22 protein-coding genes, 1 tRNA gene and 1 pseudogene are annotated in these 20,900 nt (G+C 63.8%); 6 read left to right on the plus strand and 18 right to left on the minus strand.

Going from position 1 to position 20,900, the window contains the following annotated elements:
* Positions 1 to 78: 78 nt before the first annotated feature.
* Positions 79 to 1,137: a hypothetical protein gene (locus GQO94_RS03855; protein ID WP_156839815.1), complete on the plus strand. Its 1,059-nt coding sequence runs from the start codon at positions 79 to 81 to the stop codon at positions 1,135 to 1,137.
* Complete coding sequence (locus tag GQO94_RS03860; RefSeq protein ID WP_156839816.1) at positions 1,121 to 1,786, plus strand: Fe2+-dependent dioxygenase; 666 nt, start codon at positions 1,121 to 1,123, stop codon at positions 1,784 to 1,786. The genes GQO94_RS03855 and GQO94_RS03860 overlap by 17 nt, the downstream gene beginning before the upstream one ends.
* Positions 1,787 to 1,789: 3 nt before the next feature.
* Here the strand turns inward: GQO94_RS03860 and GQO94_RS03865 are convergent, their stop codons facing one another.
* From GQO94_RS03865 to GQO94_RS03920, 12 genes are all read right to left on the minus strand, one after another.
* Positions 1,790 to 2,494, minus strand: a complete 705-nt coding sequence (locus tag GQO94_RS03865) for a ribonuclease T2 family protein (protein WP_156839817.1) — start codon at positions 2,492 to 2,494, stop codon at positions 1,790 to 1,792.
* Complete coding sequence (nadC, locus tag GQO94_RS03870; RefSeq protein WP_156839818.1) at positions 2,491 to 3,351, minus strand: carboxylating nicotinate-nucleotide diphosphorylase; 861 nt, start codon at positions 3,349 to 3,351, stop codon at positions 2,491 to 2,493. The genes GQO94_RS03865 and nadC overlap by 4 nt, the downstream gene beginning before the upstream one ends.
* Positions 3,352 to 3,393: 42 nt before the next feature.
* The gene (locus GQO94_RS03875; protein WP_156839819.1) at positions 3,394 to 4,191 is read right to left on the minus strand and encodes a LytR/AlgR family response regulator transcription factor; all 798 of its coding nucleotides are present in this window, start codon (positions 4,189 to 4,191) and stop codon (positions 3,394 to 3,396) included.
* 48 nt (positions 4,192 to 4,239) lie between these two features.
* Positions 4,240 to 5,412: a sensor histidine kinase gene (locus GQO94_RS03880; protein WP_156839820.1), complete on the minus strand. Its 1,173-nt coding sequence runs from the start codon at positions 5,410 to 5,412 to the stop codon at positions 4,240 to 4,242.
* Between the two features lie 69 nt (positions 5,413 to 5,481).
* A complete protein-coding gene (locus GQO94_RS03885; protein ID WP_156839821.1) occupies positions 5,482 to 6,231 on the minus strand; it encodes a DsbA family protein in 750 nt (249 codons plus the stop codon).
* A gap of 9 nt (positions 6,232 to 6,240) precedes the next feature.
* Positions 6,241 to 7,602 carry a M48 family metalloprotease gene (locus GQO94_RS03890; RefSeq protein ID WP_232332756.1) on the minus strand — a complete coding sequence of 454 codons (1,362 nt, stop codon included), beginning with the start codon at positions 7,600 to 7,602 and terminating at the stop codon, positions 6,241 to 6,243.
* An 11-nt stretch (positions 7,603 to 7,613) separates the two neighbouring features.
* Positions 7,614 to 8,714, minus strand: a complete 1,101-nt coding sequence (locus tag GQO94_RS03895) for a phosphatase domain-containing protein (RefSeq protein ID WP_156839823.1) — start codon at positions 8,712 to 8,714, stop codon at positions 7,614 to 7,616.
* 43 nt (positions 8,715 to 8,757) lie between these two features.
* Positions 8,758 to 10,107, minus strand: coding sequence for a hypothetical protein (locus GQO94_RS03900; protein ID WP_156839824.1), 1,350 nt, complete (start codon positions 10,105 to 10,107; stop codon positions 8,758 to 8,760).
* Positions 10,108 to 10,238: 131 nt separating this feature from the next.
* Positions 10,239 to 11,501, minus strand: a complete 1,263-nt coding sequence (locus GQO94_RS03905; protein ID WP_156839825.1) for an MFS transporter — start codon at positions 11,499 to 11,501, stop codon at positions 10,239 to 10,241.
* A gap of 39 nt (positions 11,502 to 11,540) precedes the next feature.
* Positions 11,541 to 11,990, minus strand: coding sequence for a DUF2141 domain-containing protein (locus GQO94_RS03910; protein ID WP_332310825.1), 450 nt, complete (start codon positions 11,988 to 11,990; stop codon positions 11,541 to 11,543).
* A complete protein-coding gene (locus GQO94_RS03915) occupies positions 11,957 to 12,679 on the minus strand; it encodes a sterol desaturase family protein (protein ID WP_156839826.1) in 723 nt (240 codons plus the stop codon). The genes GQO94_RS03910 and GQO94_RS03915 overlap by 34 nt, the downstream gene beginning before the upstream one ends.
* 127 nt (positions 12,680 to 12,806) lie before the next feature.
* Positions 12,807 to 14,219, minus strand: a complete 1,413-nt coding sequence (locus GQO94_RS03920) for a DEAD/DEAH box helicase (RefSeq protein WP_156839827.1) — start codon at positions 14,217 to 14,219, stop codon at positions 12,807 to 12,809.
* A 261-nt stretch (positions 14,220 to 14,480) separates the two neighbouring features.
* Between GQO94_RS03920 and GQO94_RS03925 the strand changes: the two genes are divergently transcribed.
* Complete coding sequence (locus GQO94_RS03925) at positions 14,481 to 14,648, plus strand: DUF1289 domain-containing protein (protein WP_156839828.1); 168 nt, start codon at positions 14,481 to 14,483, stop codon at positions 14,646 to 14,648.
* On the opposite strand, the gene GQO94_RS03930 is transcribed toward GQO94_RS03925, so the two are convergent.
* The 4 genes from GQO94_RS03930 to GQO94_RS03945 all read right to left on the minus strand — a co-directional run bounded on the left by GQO94_RS03930 (position 14,641) and on the right by GQO94_RS03945 (position 16,680).
* The gene (locus GQO94_RS03930; RefSeq protein WP_156839829.1) at positions 14,641 to 15,009 is read right to left on the minus strand and encodes a YidH family protein; all 369 of its coding nucleotides are present in this window, start codon (positions 15,007 to 15,009) and stop codon (positions 14,641 to 14,643) included. The genes GQO94_RS03925 and GQO94_RS03930 overlap by 8 nt on opposite strands.
* On the minus strand, positions 15,006 to 15,563 hold the full coding sequence (locus GQO94_RS03935; RefSeq protein WP_156839830.1) for a DUF421 domain-containing protein: 558 nt from the start codon (positions 15,561 to 15,563) through the stop codon (positions 15,006 to 15,008). Before GQO94_RS03935 ends, GQO94_RS03930 begins: the two co-directional genes overlap by 4 nt.
* A gap of 129 nt (positions 15,564 to 15,692) precedes the next feature.
* Positions 15,693 to 16,196, minus strand: coding sequence for an MmcB family DNA repair protein (locus tag GQO94_RS03940; RefSeq protein ID WP_156839831.1), 504 nt, complete (start codon positions 16,194 to 16,196; stop codon positions 15,693 to 15,695).
* A gap of 67 nt (positions 16,197 to 16,263) precedes the next feature.
* On the minus strand, positions 16,264 to 16,680 hold the full coding sequence (locus GQO94_RS03945) for a hypothetical protein (protein WP_232332757.1): 417 nt from the start codon (positions 16,678 to 16,680) through the stop codon (positions 16,264 to 16,266).
* Between the two features lie 286 nt (positions 16,681 to 16,966).
* Between GQO94_RS03945 and GQO94_RS03950 the strand changes: the two genes are divergently transcribed.
* Positions 16,967 to 17,043: transfer RNA gene (locus GQO94_RS03950), tRNA-Arg, on the plus strand.
* Between the two features lie 693 nt (positions 17,044 to 17,736).
* On the opposite strand, the gene GQO94_RS03955 is transcribed toward GQO94_RS03950, so the two are convergent.
* A complete protein-coding gene (locus GQO94_RS03955; protein ID WP_332310827.1) occupies positions 17,737 to 18,279 on the minus strand; it encodes a HEPN domain-containing protein in 543 nt (180 codons plus the stop codon).
* Positions 18,280 to 18,763: 484 nt separating this feature from the next.
* Here GQO94_RS03955 and GQO94_RS03960 point away from each other — a divergent pair, with 484 nt between their 5' ends.
* The gene (locus GQO94_RS03960) at positions 18,764 to 20,134 is read left to right on the plus strand and encodes an ATP-binding protein (protein WP_232332758.1); all 1,371 of its coding nucleotides are present in this window, start codon (positions 18,764 to 18,766) and stop codon (positions 20,132 to 20,134) included.
* Here GQO94_RS03960 and GQO94_RS03965 read toward each other — a convergent pair.
* Positions 20,115 to 20,432 carry a hypothetical protein gene (locus GQO94_RS03965; protein WP_198045783.1) on the minus strand — a complete coding sequence of 106 codons (318 nt, stop codon included), beginning with the start codon at positions 20,430 to 20,432 and terminating at the stop codon, positions 20,115 to 20,117. The two genes, GQO94_RS03960 and GQO94_RS03965, sit on opposite strands and share 20 nt — an antisense overlap.
* A 289-nt stretch (positions 20,433 to 20,721) precedes the next feature.
* Here GQO94_RS03965 and GQO94_RS03970 point away from each other — a divergent pair.
* Positions 20,722 to 20,894: pseudogene (locus GQO94_RS03970) on the plus strand (urocanate hydratase); the annotation flags it as partial.
* Positions 20,895 to 20,900 lie beyond the last annotated feature (6 nt).

Genomic DNA, 20,900 nt, shown 5'->3' on the forward strand with positions numbered 1-20,900 from the left:
TATGCGCGGGCACGTGATGCGTACAGATTCCTTCACACACACTGGCGGAGCGGTGCCTTCGTTTGGACGCCGCGCGCGATGAGCGCGTCGCTTGCCGAGATGCTGGCCGCGCCGCAGCTGCTACCGCACGCGCTCGACGAAACCGGCGCGCGCATTCTGCTGCTGCAGTTCGAGGAGCAGACACTGCGCGAGGCGAGCTTTCTCGATCAACGCAGCGTCGGGCCCCAACCGCGCGGATCCTGGCAAGACCTGGAGACCGTGCTGGCTGCGATCGATCCGAAGGCGCCCGACGATGCGGACTACATCTTTCACCTGGGCCATGTCGGGTCGACACTGATTGCGCGGCTGCTTGGCGCCGTAGAGGGCGTTCTGGCGCTGCGCGAACCGCAGATCCTGCGCAGTCTCGCCGAGATCGAAAGCCAGCGCCACCGGGTCGAATGCCCTTGGGACCCGGCTCTGATCGACGCGCGGATCGCGAAGTTGCGCCGGCTGCTGGCACGGCGTTTCCATCCCGGGGAGCGCGTGATCGTCAAGGCGACCAGCTTCGCCAGCCAGATCGCCACCTGTCTGCTCGCGCCCGATGCGAAAGCGCTGTTCCTGCAGGTTTCGGCGGCCAGCTATCTTCAAACCATCCTAGCCGGCGAGAACTCGCGCAAGGAAGCCGTCCTGCTGGCGCCGAAGCGGCTGGTCCGGCTGGAGCAGTTGCTGCCGGACATGCCTTGGCGCTTGTGGTCGATGCGCGAGGGCGAACTGATCGCGCTGGGCTGGCTGGTCGAGATGCTGACTCTGGATGATGCCGCGCGCCAGCTGCCGGGCGGTTGCGTGCATCGGGTCGATTTCGATGCGTTTCTGGCGGAGCCGATTGGGCAAATGCTGGCGATGGCGCGCCATGTCTCGCTGCCGCTGGACGAGGCTGCGGCGCAGCGTCTGGTCGAAGGGCCGCTGATGACGCGCTATTCCAAGGCGCCCGAACACAGCTATTCCCCGCAGTTGCGCCACGATTTGCAGCGACAGGCCGCCCAAGAGCATCGCGCCGCCATCGCGCAAGCCCTGACCTGGCTCGAAGCCGGTGCCGCCCGTTACCCGCGCATTGCGCGCATCCTCGAACCGGATAGCGACCATGTTCAAACTCATTGAAGACCTGCTCAGCGAAGCGGAAGTCGCCGAGCTCAACCGCATCGCCGACGATTCGCAATTCGTCGACGGCCGGGTTTCCAATCCGCACAACAAGGCCAAGCAGAACCTGCAACTGCACGACGGCAAAGTGATCGAGACCACCGCGCGGATGATCATCGAAGCGCTGATGCGCTCGGAGGAATTCCGCAATTTCGCCTTTCCCCGCGTGATCGCGCCGCCGATCATCACGGCGTATCGCCCCGGCATGAAGTATGGCCTCCATCCCGATGCCGCCTTCATGCAGCTCGGCAACAGCCTGATGCGCTCGGACATTTCGTGCACCGTCTTCCTCTCCGATCCCGACAGCTACGATGGCGGCGAATTGCAGATTTCGCTCGGCGAACAGGACGTGAAGATCAAACTGTCGGCGGGATCGGTGGTGCTCTATCCGTCGACTACGCTGCACCAGGTGCTCGAAGTGACGCGCGGCGAACGGCGCGTGGGGCTGAGTTTCATCGAAAGCCGGATCGTCGATCCCGAAAATCGCGAGCTATTGTACGAGCTCAACGAAGTGGCGGCGCTCGAGGGGCTGAAGATGGATTGGGACAACTACGTGCGCTTGCAGCGCGTCCAGATGGCCCTGCTGCGCCGCTGGGCGATCGGGTCGTAAGCCCTACAGCCCGCGCCAGATCTTGAGCGGGGCTGCATCGGCGGCGCCCCATTCGCGCCGCTCGCAGCGTGACGGGCGGAACCGTCGACCGTAGCAGATCCGGACTTCGCGCAGCCAGCCGGTGCGGCTGGTGAAGACGCCCACTTGATCGCGCCGGAAACCGGGGTTGGCGAGCAGGAATTCGCTGCGCAAGTCGGCCACGGTGAGATCGGGCTTGCGCGATAGCCGGTCGGCATCGGGCCAGCGCAGCGAACGCCACAGAATGCCGCTCACCTTGAGGTACTTGTCCGGATCGCGCGTGAGGCACGTGCCGTGCTTCAGCCATTCGCGATCGAGCAGCCAGGGGACCGGCGTCATGCACAGATTTCGGCGCAGCTGTTCGGGAGAGAGTCGCGGGCCGGTCGCGCACCATTGCGGATCGGCGCCCTTGGCGGCTTGCGGCCACAACCCGTGTAGGACGAAGCCGAAACGGCCGTTGCGTCCCGAGCATTGCATCGTACCGGCATCCTGCGGCCGCCGGCAGAACTCCGGAGACCAGCTCGCGGCGAGCAGATAACCGCCGATCGCCGCACTCCGGCGGACGGGACCATCAGGGGTGATCGGGCGGAGCTGCGGCAGCGTGCGGGGAACGGCGCACTGGTAAGCCTGCGCCAAAGCCGGACCGGATAGCGTCGCGGCCAGCAGACCGAGGGCCGCGAGCGCCCTCACAGAGGCGTGAAGTCGAGCCCGATGTCCGCGGCCGGTGCGCTTTGGGTCAGGCGGCCGACCGAGACGAAATCGACCCCGGTTGCCGAGATGGCGGCGATCGTCTCGAGATTGACTCCGCCGGAGGCCTCGGTGGGCACCCGCCCGGCGACCAGTGCGACCGCCTCGCGCAATTGCGCGGGAGGCATGTTGTCGAGCAGCAAATGATTGGCGCCCGCCGCCAGCGCGGGCTCGATCTGATCGATCCGGTCGACCTCGCAAATGATCCGGGAAACGCCGGCGTCGCGGGCGCGGCGCACCGCCTCGCCGACATTGCCGGCGACCATCACGTGATTGTCCTTGATCATCGCGGCATCCCACAAGCCCATGCGGTGGTTGCTCGCTCCGCCCATGCGGGTCGCGTATTTCTCCAAATGCCGCAGGCCCGGAATGGTCTTGCGCGTATCCAGAAGAGTCGCCGCCGGATCCATCGCATCGACATAGCTGCGCGTCATCGTCGCGATGCCGGACAAGTGCTGCACGGTGTTGAGTGCGCTGCGCTCGGCCGTGAGCATGGCGCGCGCATTGCCGCTGAGCCGCATCAGATCGGTACCGGGCTGGACCGACGATCCTTCCTCGACCAGAATCTCGATCGTCATCGCCGCGTCGAGATGGCGAAAGAAGGCCGCCGCGATCGGCAGACCGGCCACGACGATCGGATCGCGCGAGTCCATCACGCCGGCGAAGCGCGCATCGGCGGCGATCACGCTTTCGCTGGTGACGTCATGCCCGCCCCCCGGCAGCCCCTCGCCCAGATCTTCTGCGAGAGTGGCCGCGACGAAGGCGGCCAGGTCGAACCCGGGGATGGCGAAATCGGTCATGAGAGGCCCTATCGCGGGATTGGCGCGACGCCACAAGCTCGCTTAGTGGACGAAGCGCGCGATCACGTCCCGGTACGAGCGGCTCACCTTCACCTGCTGGCCCGAATCGAGCACCAGGAAGCATTCGCCATTGGTGTGCGGCTTGACCTGGCGGACCTGATTGAGGTTGACGATGGTCGAGCGGTGCACGCGCTGGAAGACGCGAGGATCGAGCCGGCGTTCGAGATCCTTCATCGTCTCGCGCAGGATGAGGGAATTGTCGGCGGTGCGAATGCACATGTAGTCGCCGGCGGCCTCGATGTGCTCGATCGAATCGACGTCGATCCGGAAGATCTGGCCGCGATCCTTGATGTTGATGAGCTTCTCATACCGATCCGCACTGGCGTCGGGCTCTTCGGGCATCTGGTCCATCGCGTCGGGCGCGACTTCGGCGAGTACCGACTTGAGCTTTTCCGCCTCTTCGGCAGAGCGCTTTTCGACCAGACGCGTGCGTACCCGCGCCAGCGTATCGGCCAGCTTGTCTTCCTCGACCGGCTTCATCAGGTAGTTGACGGCATTCGCCTCGAAGGCGCGAACCGCGTGTTCCTGATAGGCGGTGACGAACACGAACAGCGGCGGCTCGATCTCCATAACGCCCTTTACGACCGAAAAGCCGTCGAATCCCGGCATCTGAATGTCGAGAAAGACGAGGTCGGGCTTTTCCGTCTTGATCTTGCGGATCGCCTCGCGGCCATTGGAACAAGTGTCGATCACTTCGACATCGGGGAACTTCTCGAGACGAAGCTTGAGCCCCTGGATCGCCAGGTTCTCATCATCGACGAGGATGGTGCGGATGGTCATTCGATCTAAGTCTCCAGCGTAGGAAAACGCAGGTTGAAAGGGATTGTTTCAGCGGCTGGCTCCAACGGCGGAGGCTACGGGGCGCGTGTTGCCAGCATCGTCCTCGACCGAGTCCCGCACCTCCATCGGGATGTCGATGATCACTGCGAAGCCGCCGTCGGGCGGTTCGATCGTTTCGAAGCTATGCTTGTCGCCATAGGCCTGCGTCAGCCGGTCGCGGATGTTCGACAGGCCGACGCCGGTCGAGACGGGTTCACCTCCATCATAGGACAACCCCAGGAGCCTGTTGTTGGTCGCGCTGTTTTGCAAGCCGGGTCCGGTATCGGAGACGGTGATGCGAAGCATGGGCCCGACAAGCTGCGAGGCGATGTTGATTTCGGCCCCGCTCTCCTGCGGACTGACGGCGTATTTGATCGCGTTTTCGACCAAGGGCTGGAGCAGCAGCGAGGGCAGCAGCGCCGCTTCGCTTTCGGGATCGATCTCGAAAGTGGTGCGCAGCCGCTCTTCGAAGCGCATGCGCTCGATGTCGAGATAGAGCTTCAGCGTCTCCACTTCCTGCGCCACCGTCACTCGCGCCGAGGGCTTGTTGACCAGCGTATAGCGCAGGAACGAGGACAACCGGCTCAGCATCGCGTTCGCGGGCTCGGTCTGCTTGAGCAGCACCAGCGTCGAGATCGAATTGAGCGTGTTGAACAGGAAATGCGGATTGAGTTGATAGCGCAGCATCGCGAGCTGGGCCTGCGTTGCCTGGCTCTCGAGCTCGATCAGTTGGTCGTTCTGCACCTCGACCTGAAGGAACAGGTTGATCGCGTAATACAGCGCCGACCAGGCGCCGAGTAGCGTCGCATCGAGGTAAAATACGCCGATGAACAGCTGCGCGAAGCTCGCCTCGCTCTCGGCCCGGTAAAGCGAGATGACCCAGGCGTCGATGAAGGCGTGGAACCCGGCCGCGAAGGGCAGGATCAGCGCGGTGATGCCCCAGGTCGTCAGCGGTTTCTGCCCGATCAGCTGCCGGAAGATGACGGCCAGCACCAGCGAGATCGAAAAGCCGGTGATCGTCGCGATCAGGACGAGGACGAGGAAGGCCGCGGGCTGATCGTTGGCGATGGCGGACATGGCCCGCAGCAGCATCGCGCCGCCCCAGCCGGCGCATTGCAGCCGCCAGAAGGCCTGGTTCTTGTTGGCGAAAAACGGAGTGGGCTGGATTGGAAGAACTGCCATCGCGACTTGTCCTAACCCAAACGGATCGAAAGCGGAAATCGCGCGAATCGGGGCGTTGCGCGCAGGGGGTCAGGCGCCCCGTGCGGCCTCGATCGCCGCGGCCAGCTGCTCGCGGCCAACGGCCCCGTTGATGACCTGATCGCCCACGATCCAGGTTGGCGTGCCGGAAAAGCCGATCTTGCCGGCAAAATTGACGTTCGCCGCCAGTTCCTGCTCGACGCGGGGCGTCTTGGCGACTTGCTGCGCCTTCTGCAGATCGAGCCCGGCGGTTTTCGCGGCGGCCATGATGGAAGCGGGATCGGGCTGCCCCGCCTCGAACATGGCACGGTGGAACGCGGCGTACTTGCCTTGCTCGGCAGCGGCGAGGCCCATGCGCGCGGCATCGGCGCTTTGCGGGCTCAGGATCGGCATCTCGCGGATCACGACCTTCAGGTCGGGATTGGCGGCGATCAGCGCATCGACGTCATCGAGGCTGCGGCGGCAGAACCCGCAGGCAAAGTCGGTGAACTCGACCAGCGTCACTTTGCCTTCGGGATTGCCGAGGATCGCGCCGGGGTAGGGGCGCTCCACCGCTTCGCGCACGGAGCCGAGATTGGCGCTGTTCTGCTTGCGCTGCAGGTTTTCCATCGCCTCTGGCAGGATCTCCGGGTTGGCGAGGATGTATTCCCGCACGATACCTTCGATTTCGGCGCGGTCACCCGCTGCGGGGCCCGAAAAAAGCCGCTCGGCGTACCAGCCGGCGAAACCGGCCAGAACCACCAGCGCGATCAGCAGCGCGATGCGCATGGGGCCGCCGCCCTTCGGTTCGTTTGGGTCCATCGGCTTGGCCTAACGCCTGTTCTTCGCGCGTTCAATCGCGGCCTTGGCCTCGAACTCGATGTCCTGGGCGCGCAGCCAGTCGGGCGAACCCTGCGGCAAGCCGATCTGCGCGGTGCGCGCGCTGATCAGCGCTTCGGCGAGACTGCCGTTCATCACTTGCTGTTCCGCACTGGCGAGACGCGCGCGCGGCATGTCGCCATTGGCCGCGTAGATCACGCCCAGCTGGTACCAGGCGAACGGGTTCTCCCGGTCACGCGCCACGGCTGCGCGCAGCACTTCTTCGGCTTCCTTGTAATTGGCCCGGTCCTCGGTGGCGATCAGCGCATGGCCGAACAGCGTCGCGATCAGCGGCTGATTGCCGGTCATCGACGTGGCGCGCCGCAGCGTGTCGAGCGCATCGTTCGGGCGGCCCGCCTCGAGCAGGATCTGGCCCTTGAGCTCGAGAAAATACGGATTGTCCGGCTGCGCCAGGAGCAGCGCGTCCGCCTCGGCAAGCGCACGGTCGAGGTGCGCTTCGCGGTGATAGGCGTAAGCGCGGGCATAATGGGCCGGAAGCGAATTGTCGGTGACCGGATAGGTCAGCAGCACATCGCGCGGCTCGGCCTGATAGCCGAACAGCTTGGCCTTCACGAGCTTGAAGCGCTCTTCGAGGCCCGCATCGCTGGGATTGTTCCACGCCGGATCGGCCTGGTAGGTGTCCTGCAGTGTCGCGATGCGGTCGCCGGTCATCGGGTGAGTGCTGTAAAACTCGTCCCCCTCGCGCGGGCTGTAGCCGTAGCGGTATTCGAGGTTCTGCAGCTTCTTGAAGAACGCGATCGAGCCTTTGCCGGTGATTCCCGCCTGCGAGAGATAGCTGGCGCCGGCCGCGTCGGCCGAGGCCTCCTGCGAGCGGTTGTAGGCCAGGAACTTGCCCATCGCGGCCTGCTGGCCGGCCATCATCACGCCCATGCCGGCCTCGCCACCACCGGCGGCCACGGCCGCCGCGCCGAGCAGCAGCGAAAGCAGGCTGATCCGCGACGCCGCTTGCGCGCCGGAATTCAGCACCGCGTGGCCACCCGTGACGTGGCCCAGTTCGTGGGCGATCACGCCTTGCACTTCGTTGGCGCTGGACGCCTCGTTGATCAGCCCGGAGTTGACGTAGACGGCTTGTCCGCCCGCGACGAAGGCGTTGACCGACGAATCGTTGATCAGAACCACGTCGACATCCGTCGGCCGCAGACCGGCCGCAACGATTAGCGGCCGCGACATGTCCCGGAACAGTGCTTCGGTCTCGGCATCGCGCAACACCGATTGCGCGGCAGCGGGACGCGCGGCAAGCGCGAAAAGAGCAAGGAACGCCGCGAGGACGACGGACAGGCGTCGGATGGACATGGGCGTGCGCATTAGGGCTCCTCGGCATTAACCGCCGATGAAGCGGCGGTTTCGGGCGCGGGGTCCGCCTCGTGAATCGTATCGACGATCGCGCGCGCGTCGGACGTGGCATCGAGGCCGAGAGTACGCAGGAAATCGTCTTCGACTGCAAAATCGCTGCCCACCCACAAAGGTACGCCCGCCTTGTCGATCGTGCGCAGCGCGTCGCGCTCCTCGACCGAGATCGCTGCTCCCGGAGCCTTGCGGATCAGAACTCCGGCAATCCGATCGGCGTAGCGGTGCACCGCTCCGGCATAAGCGATTGCGTCGGACTGGGTGCTGTCGCCGATCAGCGCGAAGCGGGTGGCATCGTAGAATCCCAGCAGCGAGGAGACCGAAGCGGTCTTGTGCGCGCCATGACTGGACGGAAGCAGGGTCGCGCGATTGAAGCCCCAGTCGCGCAGCAGCATCGGTCCGTGCGGCAACCCGTGCGCGGACTTGAATGCGAGCAAGTAGTCGAACAGGTTCCAGGGGCTCGACGAGACGTAGAAGAACGGCCGCCGGCTCGCCGGATAGCTCGCGCCGGCGACGTCGCCACCGAGGCGGGCGTAGAATTCCGCCGCGCCCGGCACGGGTTGTCTCTCGGCCGGCATCTGCGCGAGCACGCGGCGCCAGTTGCGCCACAGATCGTGCGCGCCGGTCTCGATAATCGTATCGTCGATGTCGGAAATCACCGCGATGCGATTGTTCGTGCCGGGCGCAAGCACGTAGCCGGTGAGCGACTGCGCCTCGCCCCCGGACACCCAGTGCAAGGTGACGGCTTCCCAGGCGGTGCGGGCGGGCAACGGCCATTCGGGTTCGAGCGCGATGTCGAAGCGGCAGTAGCCCTCGTCGTCGGTGGTGCAGGTTGCGCGGGCGGTCCGGCTGCCCGAGCCCGCCTCGATGGTCAGCGGAACGCCGGGGACCTCGCGCGAACCGTAGTGCCGCCACAAGGCGCGCATGCGGGCAAAGGTCGAACGGTGGTCCCAGCCCGTCGCGGCGCCGCGAAGTGCGCGGACCGTGATCGTCAGCTGCCGTGTGCTGCGGTAGCCGAAATAGGGGTGGAGCCGCAGGGCCGCTTCGTCGGAAGCCATGGTTCCCGCCTAGCGGGGTCTCCCAGGCATTCCAAGCCTGTCGTCAGTCGAGCAGCCGGCGGGCGGCCTTCTCGAGCAATTGCGGATGATCGGGAACTTCACCGACAAGCACGACATCGCCATTCTCCAGCCGGCGAGCGACGAGCAGCGTGAATTCCTCGCCACTGGGCGGCAAGTCTTCGATCGTGACGGGAGCGGCCTCGCGCAAGCGGCGCAGCAGCGTGCCGCGCGGCCCCTTGCGAGGTTGCACTTGCGGTCCCGCCTCGGCACGACGCAAGCGACGCTCCTCGGCGACGATCGCCTTGAGGCCGCCCGCGGTCCGCGCCAGGTATTCGCCAAAAGACCCGGGCGCGATCTCGAGCCGCTGGGCGTGGGCGATCGCGGTCGCGTATTCGGTCAGCCGCGTCTTGTCATAGTCCGCGCCGAACACGAGCTTCACCAGCGGAGTCAGCGGCGCGCGGTCCTGCACCGGAAGCCCGGCATCGGCGATCATCGCGGCGAAATCGTCCGGAGCGTCGGCGGCGGCCAGCGCGAACTGATGGGCGCGGCCGATCGCGGCGTAGAGCGCCTGGTGCGAGCGGTCCTCGCTGGCGACCGCCTGACGCGCCAGTTCGCGCGCGGCGGCGAGGCAGTCGGCCAGATCCTCGGACTTGTCCGTCGCCGAATCGCCCCCCGGCGCGAACGGCATCGGGATTTCGCCACCGGTATCGAAGACCGATTCGATCACATCGATCGACAGCAAGTCTGCCGGGCCGTCGGCCCAGTTGTTCAGTTCGACAGGATCTCGGCGCTGCAAGGAGCGTGGTTCGAGCGCATCGTCGATCTCGAGCAGAAGCTCATCGGCGGTCTGCTGGTCGGCCAGTTCCTTCCAGTTGATCACGCCGTAGATGTACTCGATGGCATCGCTCGAGCCCGCGAAGGGCAACAGAATCCCACGGTACAGCACGGTGATGCCGCGTTGATTGACGAACTCGGCTTCGAACCCGATGGGCGCCTGATTCGCCAGGATTTCCATGTAATGATCGGTGATCCGCGAGAGCAACGAGCGCGGCGGAACGTCGGAAAGGCAGCGGATCGCACTGTCGGCACCGCATTCGGCGCCGAGTCGCTCGCCGAGATGCGAGACGCCGGGGTTTTCGATGCCTTTGGAGAAGTCGAGCAGCACGCTGAAGGGGCCGAAGTCCCCCAGCGATTCGGGCCTGAGGCCGTCGATCGACGGCATCTGACGATCTTCCAGCAGGCTCGCCCAGAAATTGTAGGCGCGCACCTGCATCCGGCGCTCGTCGCGGCCGATGGACGCGGGCGGCAGATCGCGGGCCTCTTCGTCTTCGCCCCGGTTCGGCTCTTCCGACGGTCCGCCGTAGTCCGGAAATTGGCCGTGCAGATTGTCCATGCGGTCTTTCCACTGTCCCTATCGCGACCGTTCTGGCGCAACGTGGTAAAGAAAGCGCTAAGTCGCGCGGGTAAACTTTACGCAGGGGCCGCAGGGACGGGCGGAACGCGCGGGCGCTCCGCGTGAGGTCATTAGTCGATCACGCCTTCGCCGGGCTTGGGCAGCGGGGCGAGAAACCGCAGGATCGTGAACGAGACGACCAGGAAGACGGATCCCGCGTGCAGCGCGAAGGGCAGATCGCGCCAGTCGGCGATCGCGCCCCAGAACCAGGAGCCCAAGGCCATCCCGCCGAATGTCACGGCCTGGTAGATCGAAAGGCAGCGCCCGAGAATCGCGTCGGGCGATCGCAGCTGTACCGCGGTGTTGATGCTGGTGAGGATCATCACCCAGCCCATCCCGCCTACGAAGGCGGCGGGCAGCGCGTGATAGACGGAGTGCACTGCGGCCAGCAGCGAGAGCACGAAGACGAACATCAGCGTACCGACCGCGAGAATGCCCTCGAGCTGGAGCTTGCGGCGGATTCGGCCCACAAAAGGCGCCGCCAAGATCGAGCCGATGCCGAACGTGCCGAGCATCATGCCGAAATCCAGCTCGTTGCCGTTGAGCTGATCCGAAACGATCGTCGGCAACAGGGCCTGGAAAGCGGCGAGGCTGAAGCCGAGCGAGCCGCCGCGCATCAGAATGCGGCGCAAGGGCGACGATCCCATGCAGTAGCGAAAGCCGACGGCGACCGCCGGCAGGATCGCGCGCCGTTCGATCGCGCGCGGCTCGGGCTTCCACCACAGCAGCACGATGATCAGTCCGATGTAGCTGAGCGCGTTGATCGCGAAGGCGAACGATGCGTCCCACAGCGACAGCAGCACGCCGCCCAGCGCCGGGCCGATCGAGCGCGCGATGTTGAACGAGATCGAGTTCAGCGCGATCGCCTGGGGAAGTTCGCGCGGATGCACCTGCTGGCGGACCGAGGCCTGCCAGGCAGGCGAGTTCAGCGCGGTGCCGATCCCGACCGAAAGCGTGAAGGCGAGCAGCAGCGTCGGATTGAGAATCCCGAGATAGGCGAGGAAGGCGAGCATGCTGGATACCACCAACATGCCGACTTGCGCCGCCAGCATCACCAGTCGCCGGTCGAAGTTGTCGGCGATCGCCCCGGCGAAGACGCCGAACAGCATGATCGGAACCGTGGCCGAGGCTTGCACGAGCGCGACGAGCTGATGCGACGTGGTCAGCTCGGTCATCATCCACGCCGCCGCTACCGCCTGGATCGTCGCGCCGAGGTTGGAAAAGAGGTTCGCGATCCAGATCGCGCGGAACACGGGGTATCGGAACGGAGAAAAGGCCCCGTGTTCGATAACGTCGGTTACGGGATCCGGAGCTCGGAGATTCGCGTCTGCCACACGCTTCGCTTATGTGGCGCGCCGCATCCTAGCAAGGGATCAGAACATGTAGCGCATCCGGATGGACAAGCGCTCTTGCGATTCGGTGACATCGAAGGCCGCATTGCTGAAACTGGGCGGCCCCATGCGCACGGGGGCATCGTTCGAAAAACCATAGCCTTCACGCGGCATCATCAGCCGCTTATCGAGCTTGCCGTTGCCGTTCTCGTCATGAACGATCGAGATCGCGTAGCGACCACGCGGCACTGCGCCGAAGTCGAGCTCGACCCTGGCGTGGGCGGGGACGATGATCGTGCGCGCGGAAGGGTCGTCGTCGCACCCGGGAAACGCTGTGGGCTGCGCGGTCATGCAGGCCAGCACCTGACCCTTGCTCGATCGCAAATTGGTGACGGTCGCCACCACGTCGCCCTCGGCGGGAATCCCGCCGACGAGCATGGGAGCCGCGAGCAGGATGCTCAGGGCGCCGAGAGGCCGGCGTCGGTCTTGCAAAGTCTGTCCCATACGCGAAAATAGAGCCCGTAATTGCATCGATACTGCTCATGGTGGCGATTGTGGTGGCTCGCGGTTATCAGCCAGCCGCCGAACCGCGAGTTAACGAGGGAACGGGGAAACATTTCCCAGCCCATGTGATTGGTGATCCCCATCACGGTCATGACGAACAGGACGAGACCGAGCATGGCGACGTGGATCGGCACCAGCAACACCAGCACCGGAATCACTACGGCGCCGGTCAGCGCTTCGATCGGATGGAAGCTCATCGCGGCCCATGCCGTGGGCGGGCGGCTGGCGTGGTGGACGGCATGCGCGACGCGAAACACCTTCGGGCGGTGCATCAGGCGGTGCGTCCAATAAAACCAGGTGTCGTGAAGGAAGAGGTAGAGGAGCACCGAGGCGGGTAGCCACCACAGCGGCTGGGCATCCCATTCGGTGTAGATTTTGGTCCAGCCGCGTTCCTGCCAGCCCCAGGCGACCACGCCGGCGGGAATGCCGAAGATCAGCGCGGAAAGCAGGGACCAGCGCACTTCGCTGCCGATCTGGGGCCCGAGACCGTCATATTGGCCGGGCCGCACGCGCTTCGTCAGCCACGCGAAGAAGCCGCTCGACGCGACATAGCGCAGGCCCACGATCGCCGACATGGCGAGCGCGGATGCTCCGATCGCGGCGACAGTTGCCCACATGGGCAGCGCTTATGACGATGCGGAAGGCCACCGGCCAGAGACTTTGATCAGGCAGCCTACATTTTGGGGCAGGGCGTGGCATCGCGGCACTGTCGCCGCGATGCCGAACCTTGCGACGCGGGGCGGCTCAACCGGTGCGGCGAACCGCGCCCTTGTGCGCGCCGACGTTGCTGGCGCCCCGGGGACGGAAGCGCCGCTTGCGCTGCTGCTCGCCGTCTTCCTGGCCGCGGTCGGTCTTCGGCCGATCGCCGCGCGGCTTGTTGCCGCCGCCGGCATTCCTGCCACCGCCAGCGCCTCTGCCGCCGCCGGCATTTCTGCCGCCGCCAGCGTTCCGCCCGCCATTGTCGCTACCGGTGCTGCGGCTGGCCGGCTTGGGCAACTTCGCGGCTTCGGCAAGGAAATCCTCGGGCAACGGCATCGGCGTGAGGCGAATGCGCGTGAGCCGCTCGATGTCCTTGAGATAGGAACGCTCATCGGGCGCGACGAAGCTGATCGCGACACCGTCCGCCCCGGCGCGCGCGGTGCGGCCGATACGGTGGACGTATTGCTCGGCCACGTTGGGCAGCTCGAAGTTGAAGACGTGGCTCACGCCCGAAACGTCGATGCCGCGCGCGGCGATGTCGGTCGCGACGAGGACCCGGATCGAGCCGTTGCGAAAGCCGCCCAGCGCTGCGGTCCGCTGTCCTTGCGACTTGTTGCCATGGATCGCGGCCGAAGGCACTTGCGCACCGGCGAGAAAGCGAACGACGCGGTCGGCGCCATGCTTGGTGCGCGTGAAGACGAGCGCACGATCGATCGAGCCATCGGCCAGTCCCGCCCGCAGCCGCAGCGTAAGCAGAGCCTGCTTTTCGGCCTGATTGACGAACGTCGCGTACTGCTCGACCCGCTCGGCCGTGGTCGACTGCGGTGCCACTTCCACCTTGATCGGGTTGCGGATGAACTGCTTGCCGAGTTCGGCGATCGCCTGGGGCATCGTGGCCGAGAAGAACAGGCTCTGACGCTCCTTCGGCAGCAGCGCGGCAACGCGCTTGAGCGGGCGAATGAAGCCGAGATCCATCATCTGGTCGGCTTCGTCGAGCACGAAGATCTCGACATGGCGCAGCGTCAGCGCGCGCTGGTCGATCAAGTCGAGCAGGCGGCCCGGCGTCGCCACGAGCACGTCGCAGCCACGCTCCAAGGCGCGCGCCTGCTTGCCGGCCGGCACGCCGCCGAAGATGCACTGGACCGACATATCGAGGAACTTGGCATAGCCGCGCATGTTGTCGGCGATCTGCGCCGCAAGCTCGCGGGTCGGCGACAGCACCAGCATCCGGCATCCCGCGTTGTTGCGCGGCTGGGGATTGGCGGCGAGGCGATGCAGCGAGGGCAGCGAGAACGCCGCGGTCTTGCCGGTGCCGGTCTGCGCGATGCCGAGCAGATCGCGACCTTCCATCAGTGCGGGGATCGCCTGGCGCTGAATCGGGGTCGCATCGGTATAGCCCTTGGCGCCGAGCGCGCGAAGGATAGGCTCGGCTAGGCCGAGTTTGGAAAAATAGGACAAAGATGTTCTCATACGGTTGGGAGGCGCGCCGAAAGGGCACGCGTCGCGAGGGTTCGACCGAGCGACCCTGCGTGAAGAAGGAAGCAATTCGAGGCACAACCGCTCGTCCGGGCCGGTTCCGTTTCGGGAACCTCACGCCGCTCGCGGACTGCGGCGGAAATGGTCCGCGCGCCGGTTGCTGGCGGCGGATGTAATCGCGATTGCGGTTCGGCGCAAGAAAATTGCGGTTGCGCTTTGTAATAAACCCGCGACAAGGCGCTGATGCAGGACCCGGCGAGCCCGTGTAATGGCGTATGCCGCATCGACGACACCACGGGTTGGTGTCGCGGTTGCCAACGCACGCTCGAAGAGATCTCGGACTGGTCGAGGATGTCGCGAGACCGCAAACGCGCCCTGCTTGCGCGTTTGGCGGATCGGCGCGCTACATGATCCAGATTCCGCCCATGAGGGCGAAACTGGCCGCGGACAACAGGATCGCGATCAAGTTGATATTCGTCGAATTGACCGGGCTCGCGTGGTGCGCGGACAGTCTTTCCAGCACGGCGCTGGATTTGCGCCGCGCCGTGTAGAAGATGATGATGCCGACGAGAATGAAGGCGCTGGCCATGGCCCGCGGCAGCCATTGCGGCTCCATTTTCGTGAACAGCGCATTGAACGCGATGCCGATGCCGACACAGGCCAACCCGGTACGCATCCAGCCGGCATACGTCCGCTCGTTCGCCATCAGCGTGCGATCTTCGGCCCAGTCGGTCCGGTCCTTGGCGAGCGACTGACCCTCGGATTCGCTCATCCGCTCGTTCCTATATGGGCGGCTCCGGTCATGACGTCCCGCGTCGCCCAGTGATCTTTGGGCGCGCCACTCGGATCACCGCCCATCACCGAGACCTCGCCATTGGTTTCGAGGACGACCCAGACGGCCTGCTCGGCATCGGCAAAACCCTTGCCTCGCAGGACCGCGCGCAATTCGGCGACCGAGATTCGCGCCTTGTCGAGATTGTCCTGCAGCACTTGGCCGCGATTGAGCAGCAGCAGCGGCTCTGCCTTGACGACGCTCCCGATCATGTCGGAACGGCGCACGGCCCAGGTGATGCCGTACTGGCACAGCGTGAGGGTCAAGATCGCCGCCAGGGCATCGGCCACGGCGATATCGGGCAACAGGATGCCGGAGCTCGCCAGCGAGCCGATCGTAACCGTGATCAACCAGTCGAAGCTGTTGAAGTTGGCCGTGGTCCGCTTGCCGGAAATACGTACGACGACGACAATCGCGAGATAGACTGCGACCGCAGCGATCACGACCGCGAAAATACGATCCCAGCTCTCGAACCACGTTTGTGGATCTTTCATCGATTTCCCGTCCTGCGGCCGTCATTGGCTTTCACAAACACAGACGCGCGACACAGGATCAATGTTCCGAAAATCAGATGAGTTGATCCTGGATCCGTCGCGATGTCTTTATCAGGCGTAAGCGCGGGCTCATTGTTCGAGCCCCCACTGCGAAGTATGCGGATCCGCCGCGATGACGCTGCGCCGCAAGGCCGCGCGCGCCAGCCGCTCGACTTCCACCTTGCGCCGCGCCGCAGCCATGCGCCGCGTCGGGGCGGGTCTCAGGATCTCGGCATCGTAGCCATCGGCGACGATCACGCCGCAGCATTCCGGCAGGAATGCTTCGGATTCGAGGCAGGACCGGTCGAGTGCAGGCGAAAGACCCCAGTAGAACCGGTCGCAGTAGTCGAGATAATCCGGCCATTTGCTGTCGCCAAGCAGATCCGCGCGGGCCACCTTGATCTCAACGATCACGACATGGCCCTTGCCGTCGATGCCCATGAGGTCCGCGCGGCGTCCGCAGCGCAGCGGCATTTCGGGCAGGCACCAGATATCGTTGCGAGCGAACAGGCGGCAGATGCCGCGCGCCACGTCCGAGGCAATCGGCGGGGTGGACGCGATCGGCGCGGCCAGCGGGGAATCGAGCGAGGTCATGCCGCATCATAGGAACATAAGCGGAACGATCAAGAGGCCGCGAACCGCCTTCGCTACACCGCCTTCGCTACATCGTCCGGCGATGCGTTCCCGTCGGCGGCGCGAGCGCCAGGAGCGCGTCGCGTGCGAGCACGAACTCGTGCCACAAGGCCCGCGCGGCGGGGCGGGGATCCGCGCCTTGCGCACAGGCCGTCAGCAGCGCGCTGAGCCCCGGCTCCATCAGTGCGGCGAGATCCTCGATCCCTTGTTCGGCGCGCTGGCGGCGCCATCCGCCGGCATCGCGCATCATGCCCGGCAGATTGCGCACTGCCGGCGTCATCGGGGGTGAGTCGATCCCGGCGATCGCCGCCACGGTCTCCGCCGCGTCGTGCAGGCCCGACCACTTCATCGAGAGCGCGCTGACCGAGCTTTTGCCGTGCGCCGCGGGAGTGGCGCTGGCAGAACCACCGCGAAAATCCGTCCTGCTGGCACTATGCGCATCCATCTCGAAGGCTTTAGGCGCGGCGCCCTTTCCAATCGCCTAACGGACCAAGGCTTGCGCATGCTCGCGCCGTTCAGCGCATCGATCGGTTGCGAAAATCCCGGCGACGCTCTGGTTGTCGGCTCGCCGATCTGGACCGGGCGAATGCCATTGCCCCTTGTCGCCCTCGGCCCATGCACGAGACCGGCGGGCCGTTGCCCGCCCCTGCCCGAGCAACGCATTTGCCACTGGCCACCGCCCGGCGCCTCTGCTAACCGCGCTTCCTGCCCCGCGCGACGTGCGGACCAGAGCACCCGTAGCTCAGCTGGATAGAGCGCTGCCCTCCGAAGGCAGAGGCCACAGGTTCGAATCCTGTCGGGTGCGCCAGTCAAGCGCCTTAGTGGTTTGATTTGACTGCTTTTTCCGGAACGTCGCTGATGTCGTTCCAACGTTAGACCCCACAAAGAGGGCTAGCTTTGATGGGGCATTCCAAGCTTACATGAGATGATTCTGGACTTGCCCTGCGTCCTCTCCGCTGGTCGCCGAATTCCGATTGGGCGATCCAGTTTCTTCAGTCAGTATTTGCTCGAACGGCGTGACGGCATGGCAGAAATCGAGCATCAGGCGTCAAGGCTAGCCTTTCCGGACACGACGACATTGCGGTCACTTGCCTTGTAATGCGCGAATGGTCGCTCTCGTCAACTTCGCCACGCCCGCACCGAAGAGAGTTCCAATTGCAGCCCAAATTGACAAGCCTAAGGCGAGGACGATCCAGTACCCAACTTCGCCTGCTCTTGGCATCCTAATAAAAACAGGCGCAGCCGTGAAGAATGAGAACAGGAAAAGCCAGATCAAGCGAGGCGCTTGACGTCGAAAAATCAGCGCTACACCCAACGCGGCAGTGGCAACGACCGCACTGTAGGGAAGGATAAGGATCGCCGAAAAGTCCACGCCCGAGATTACCCGTTTGTTTGTCGTCTTGATAGACGGGAAAATCGGGGCTGATGTCCTCTAACCATGCCAGATTCGCCATCGGGGCGGCTCAATCTGCGTAGCAGAAGCTGACGTCCAGCGATTGCATTAACCGGCCTCGCGAGCGGTCGCCTCGAGTTGTTCAATCCGCTCCAAGCAGATGGCCTGAACGACCCGTGCGAGATCCTCGACCCGAGCGCTGAGCCAGTCCAGCTCCTCTTCGCTGATTCGATAGTGCTTAGCGTAGCGCGCTTTGACGTAAGCTTCCTTGAGCTTCTCGAACATCCCGCGCTGCTTGCGGTTGTCATCGGGCCATACAGCCTGAAGCCGGGGGTCAAGACGTTCGACTTGGGTTCTCAGGAAGGCGAGGTTGTGAATGTGCGGCGAGTGAAACGTCAAAACCAGCAGGACGGTATGACAAAACCTTTCGGCGGCCTGATGTAGGTCGAATGCAGCCTTCTTCAGATCGCCATCCCTGAAGGCGTAACGATATCCTCGAACGAAGCTCTCAGCGCTCGGAAACCACTCCTCATAGTACTCTCGCGCCATCTGGAGCGCGGCATGCGGGGTCTTGGGCTTGGGCCGCGCTAGTTCGTCGTTGTCGTCGGCTTCGTAGAGCGCGATGCCGTCGCGGGCGATGCCGCCGCCCACACGATCATTCCCCCGACCACGCCCATACGCGCGTGCACTTTCAAGGTCTCATGTGGCTTGGGCGGACCATGCTCATCATATCAATTGTCATGATGTCAAAAGAGCAGAACGCCGCATCTGATCTGCGCCGAATGAATGAATAGATCGTGCTCGTTGGAGTGCTGATGGTCGGTGCCGCCTTGGCTTATATCCGGGCCATGGACGCTTGGAGCTTGCACGCGATAGTTGCGACGATCCTCGGCGTATTCTTTTCGGTCCTATAGGGATGCGGCCTTTTCGTTCTTGCCGTTTTCACTGACAAAAGCCTTCATGACGTTGACCTAGGCTCTGCCAGCTCAACTACCTACACTGAGAGCGACGACGCACGTAATTAGACAATGGCAGCATTCCTATTGCGACAAACCATTGCTGAACTGAATTGAAGGATTGACCGCAGCCTGGTTCAGGAATCCTGTCGCCCCTAACCGACTGGCAGCACGCCGGCGTGCGTGAGAGGAATGCAGCCCTGTTCAATTTGCGAGCTCCTCGCTTCACTGTCGCTGTCGCCGTGGTGCTCGTGGTGCTCGTGGTAGTACAGCTCCTGGCGAGCCTGATGTTTTATCGCGCCATCGACAGGCAGACTTTGAACGACGATCATGCACGACGCATTGCTGAACTGTTGGTCGTGAGCGACCGCACTTATGCTATGTCACCCCGGCGCGTGCCGGAAGTCATGACCACGCGATATCTCCAAGCCGACGTCGCTCCAAACCCAAACGTTGACCCCGACGGTCGTGATGGGGATCTTGCCGGAATCGCCCAGCGGATCGTTTCATGGGAACCATCACTCGCGGATCGATCACTTCGGCTTTCTCGTGTGCCCGGTACCGCCCATCGTAAAGATCTTGCTGGTTCAATCCAATTGGCTGGTGGGAGATGGTTGAACTTCAGGTCCCGCGACATCTCATCCATGTGGCCTGTCGCATCCAGAGCCATCACGATAACTATGGCCGCATCCCTCGTGTTGCTGGCGATCGGACTGGCAGCTTTGCTTTTGTTATCTAGTCCGTTGCGACGATTGACTGCAGCAGCTGATCAGATCGGCCGGGGCCGTGAGATCCTCGTCCGAGAGGAAGGCCCACGCGACGTACGAAACTTGTCCCATGCCATGAACTTGATGCAGGCCCGGATTTCCCGACTGCTGCGAGACCAGACCAAGTCGTTTGAAGCCATCAGTCACGACCTTCGAACGCCCTTGGCTCGACAGAAGATCGCGGCAGAGCTTCTCGACGACCAAGAGCTTGCAGAGATGATCCTTGATAGCGTCAGTGAAATGGATGCGTTGCTGGAGTCGCTACAAGGATTTCTTCGTGCCCAGACGCTTCAGGCCACGCCGGAGCCCGTTGAACTAGGCGCACTGATCCGAGAAGCCGTCGCTTCCTTTGGAGACCTTGCAACCCTGAGAGAACAGGCAGACGTGATGCTTGTGACTTATCCGGAACCAGTCGCCCTGGCAGTCAAGAACTTGGTTGAGAACGCAATACAGTTCGGTAATCGAGCACATCTAGAGATCGAGCGCAATGATGCTCAACGCTGGGCTATCGTGATTGAGGATGAGGGCTCGGGTATTCCACCGGAGCATTTTCAAGACATTCTCGACCCTTTCTTCCGTCTCGACGATGCCCGCGGACGCGACACGAAAGGCTTCGGACTTGGCATCCCCACTGCGCACCGTCTCATGATGCGATTTGATGGTAGTCTGGAATTTGGTATCTCAGACTGGGGAGGGCTGAAAGCAGTGATCTATCCCCCACGGCCTGAAGCGGACTTGCCGGACACGACGACTTTGCGGACGCTCACCATTGCTGCACGATAGCGAACGTCAGTCCAATCAAGATTGCAACGAGTACTAGAAGCTTCGCGCTGAAGCGGTGCTGCCCTAACAGCAGGGTCTCAGCGCTCACTTGTGAAGGATTTTCGGCCAATGGGCGGCGACGGATTTGCCTGGCGAGCCGCCGAAGCGGCTCTATGACATGCTTTTCAACAAATTCCTCGTGGGGCATGAACTCGGCCATTGGCTTGTCGATCAGGCGCAGAGGCCGCCTACGCTCGATTACTATGATGCTGAGATCGAAGCGGAAAGATTTGCTATTACCTTCTCCGAACCGCGCCATCCTCGGGAAACTGCCCGTATCATAGGACGCTTCTCTTTCCTCTCAAGCCTTCCAAATCCGGTCCCTGTCGGTGAGGATGCGAGATCGTGGTTCAATGCGCACTATGACAATCTCGCACGCTCAGTCCCGCCAGCATATAATTGGTATCAGGGGCTTTTCATTAGAGAGGCATGGCGCACTTTGGTGTCTTCTAGAGGCAGCTGCTCCCGACCAATTCAAGCCGTTCCGGTGAGGCCTTAGGAATGTCAGCTACTATCATAGCCGGTCATCGTAGGTCCAAACAGCGGTCTCGCAGTATGCCGGTATGGTCATCGTCGCCGATGACACCGAGGCGGCGGCGTGGCGGTTCGAGCGCGTGCACTGGAACGATCCGGCGATCGGCGTTATGCGCCAAGCCGACGCAGGCTACGAAATCGCCATTGCGTGTGCGCGTAAAAATGGCTCGACCTGCCTGGACTGTGAGCGGCG

This window comes from Novosphingobium aquimarinum (genome assembly GCF_009746585.1).
Taxonomy (GTDB): domain Bacteria; phylum Pseudomonadota; class Alphaproteobacteria; order Sphingomonadales; family Sphingomonadaceae; genus Novosphingobium; species Novosphingobium aquimarinum.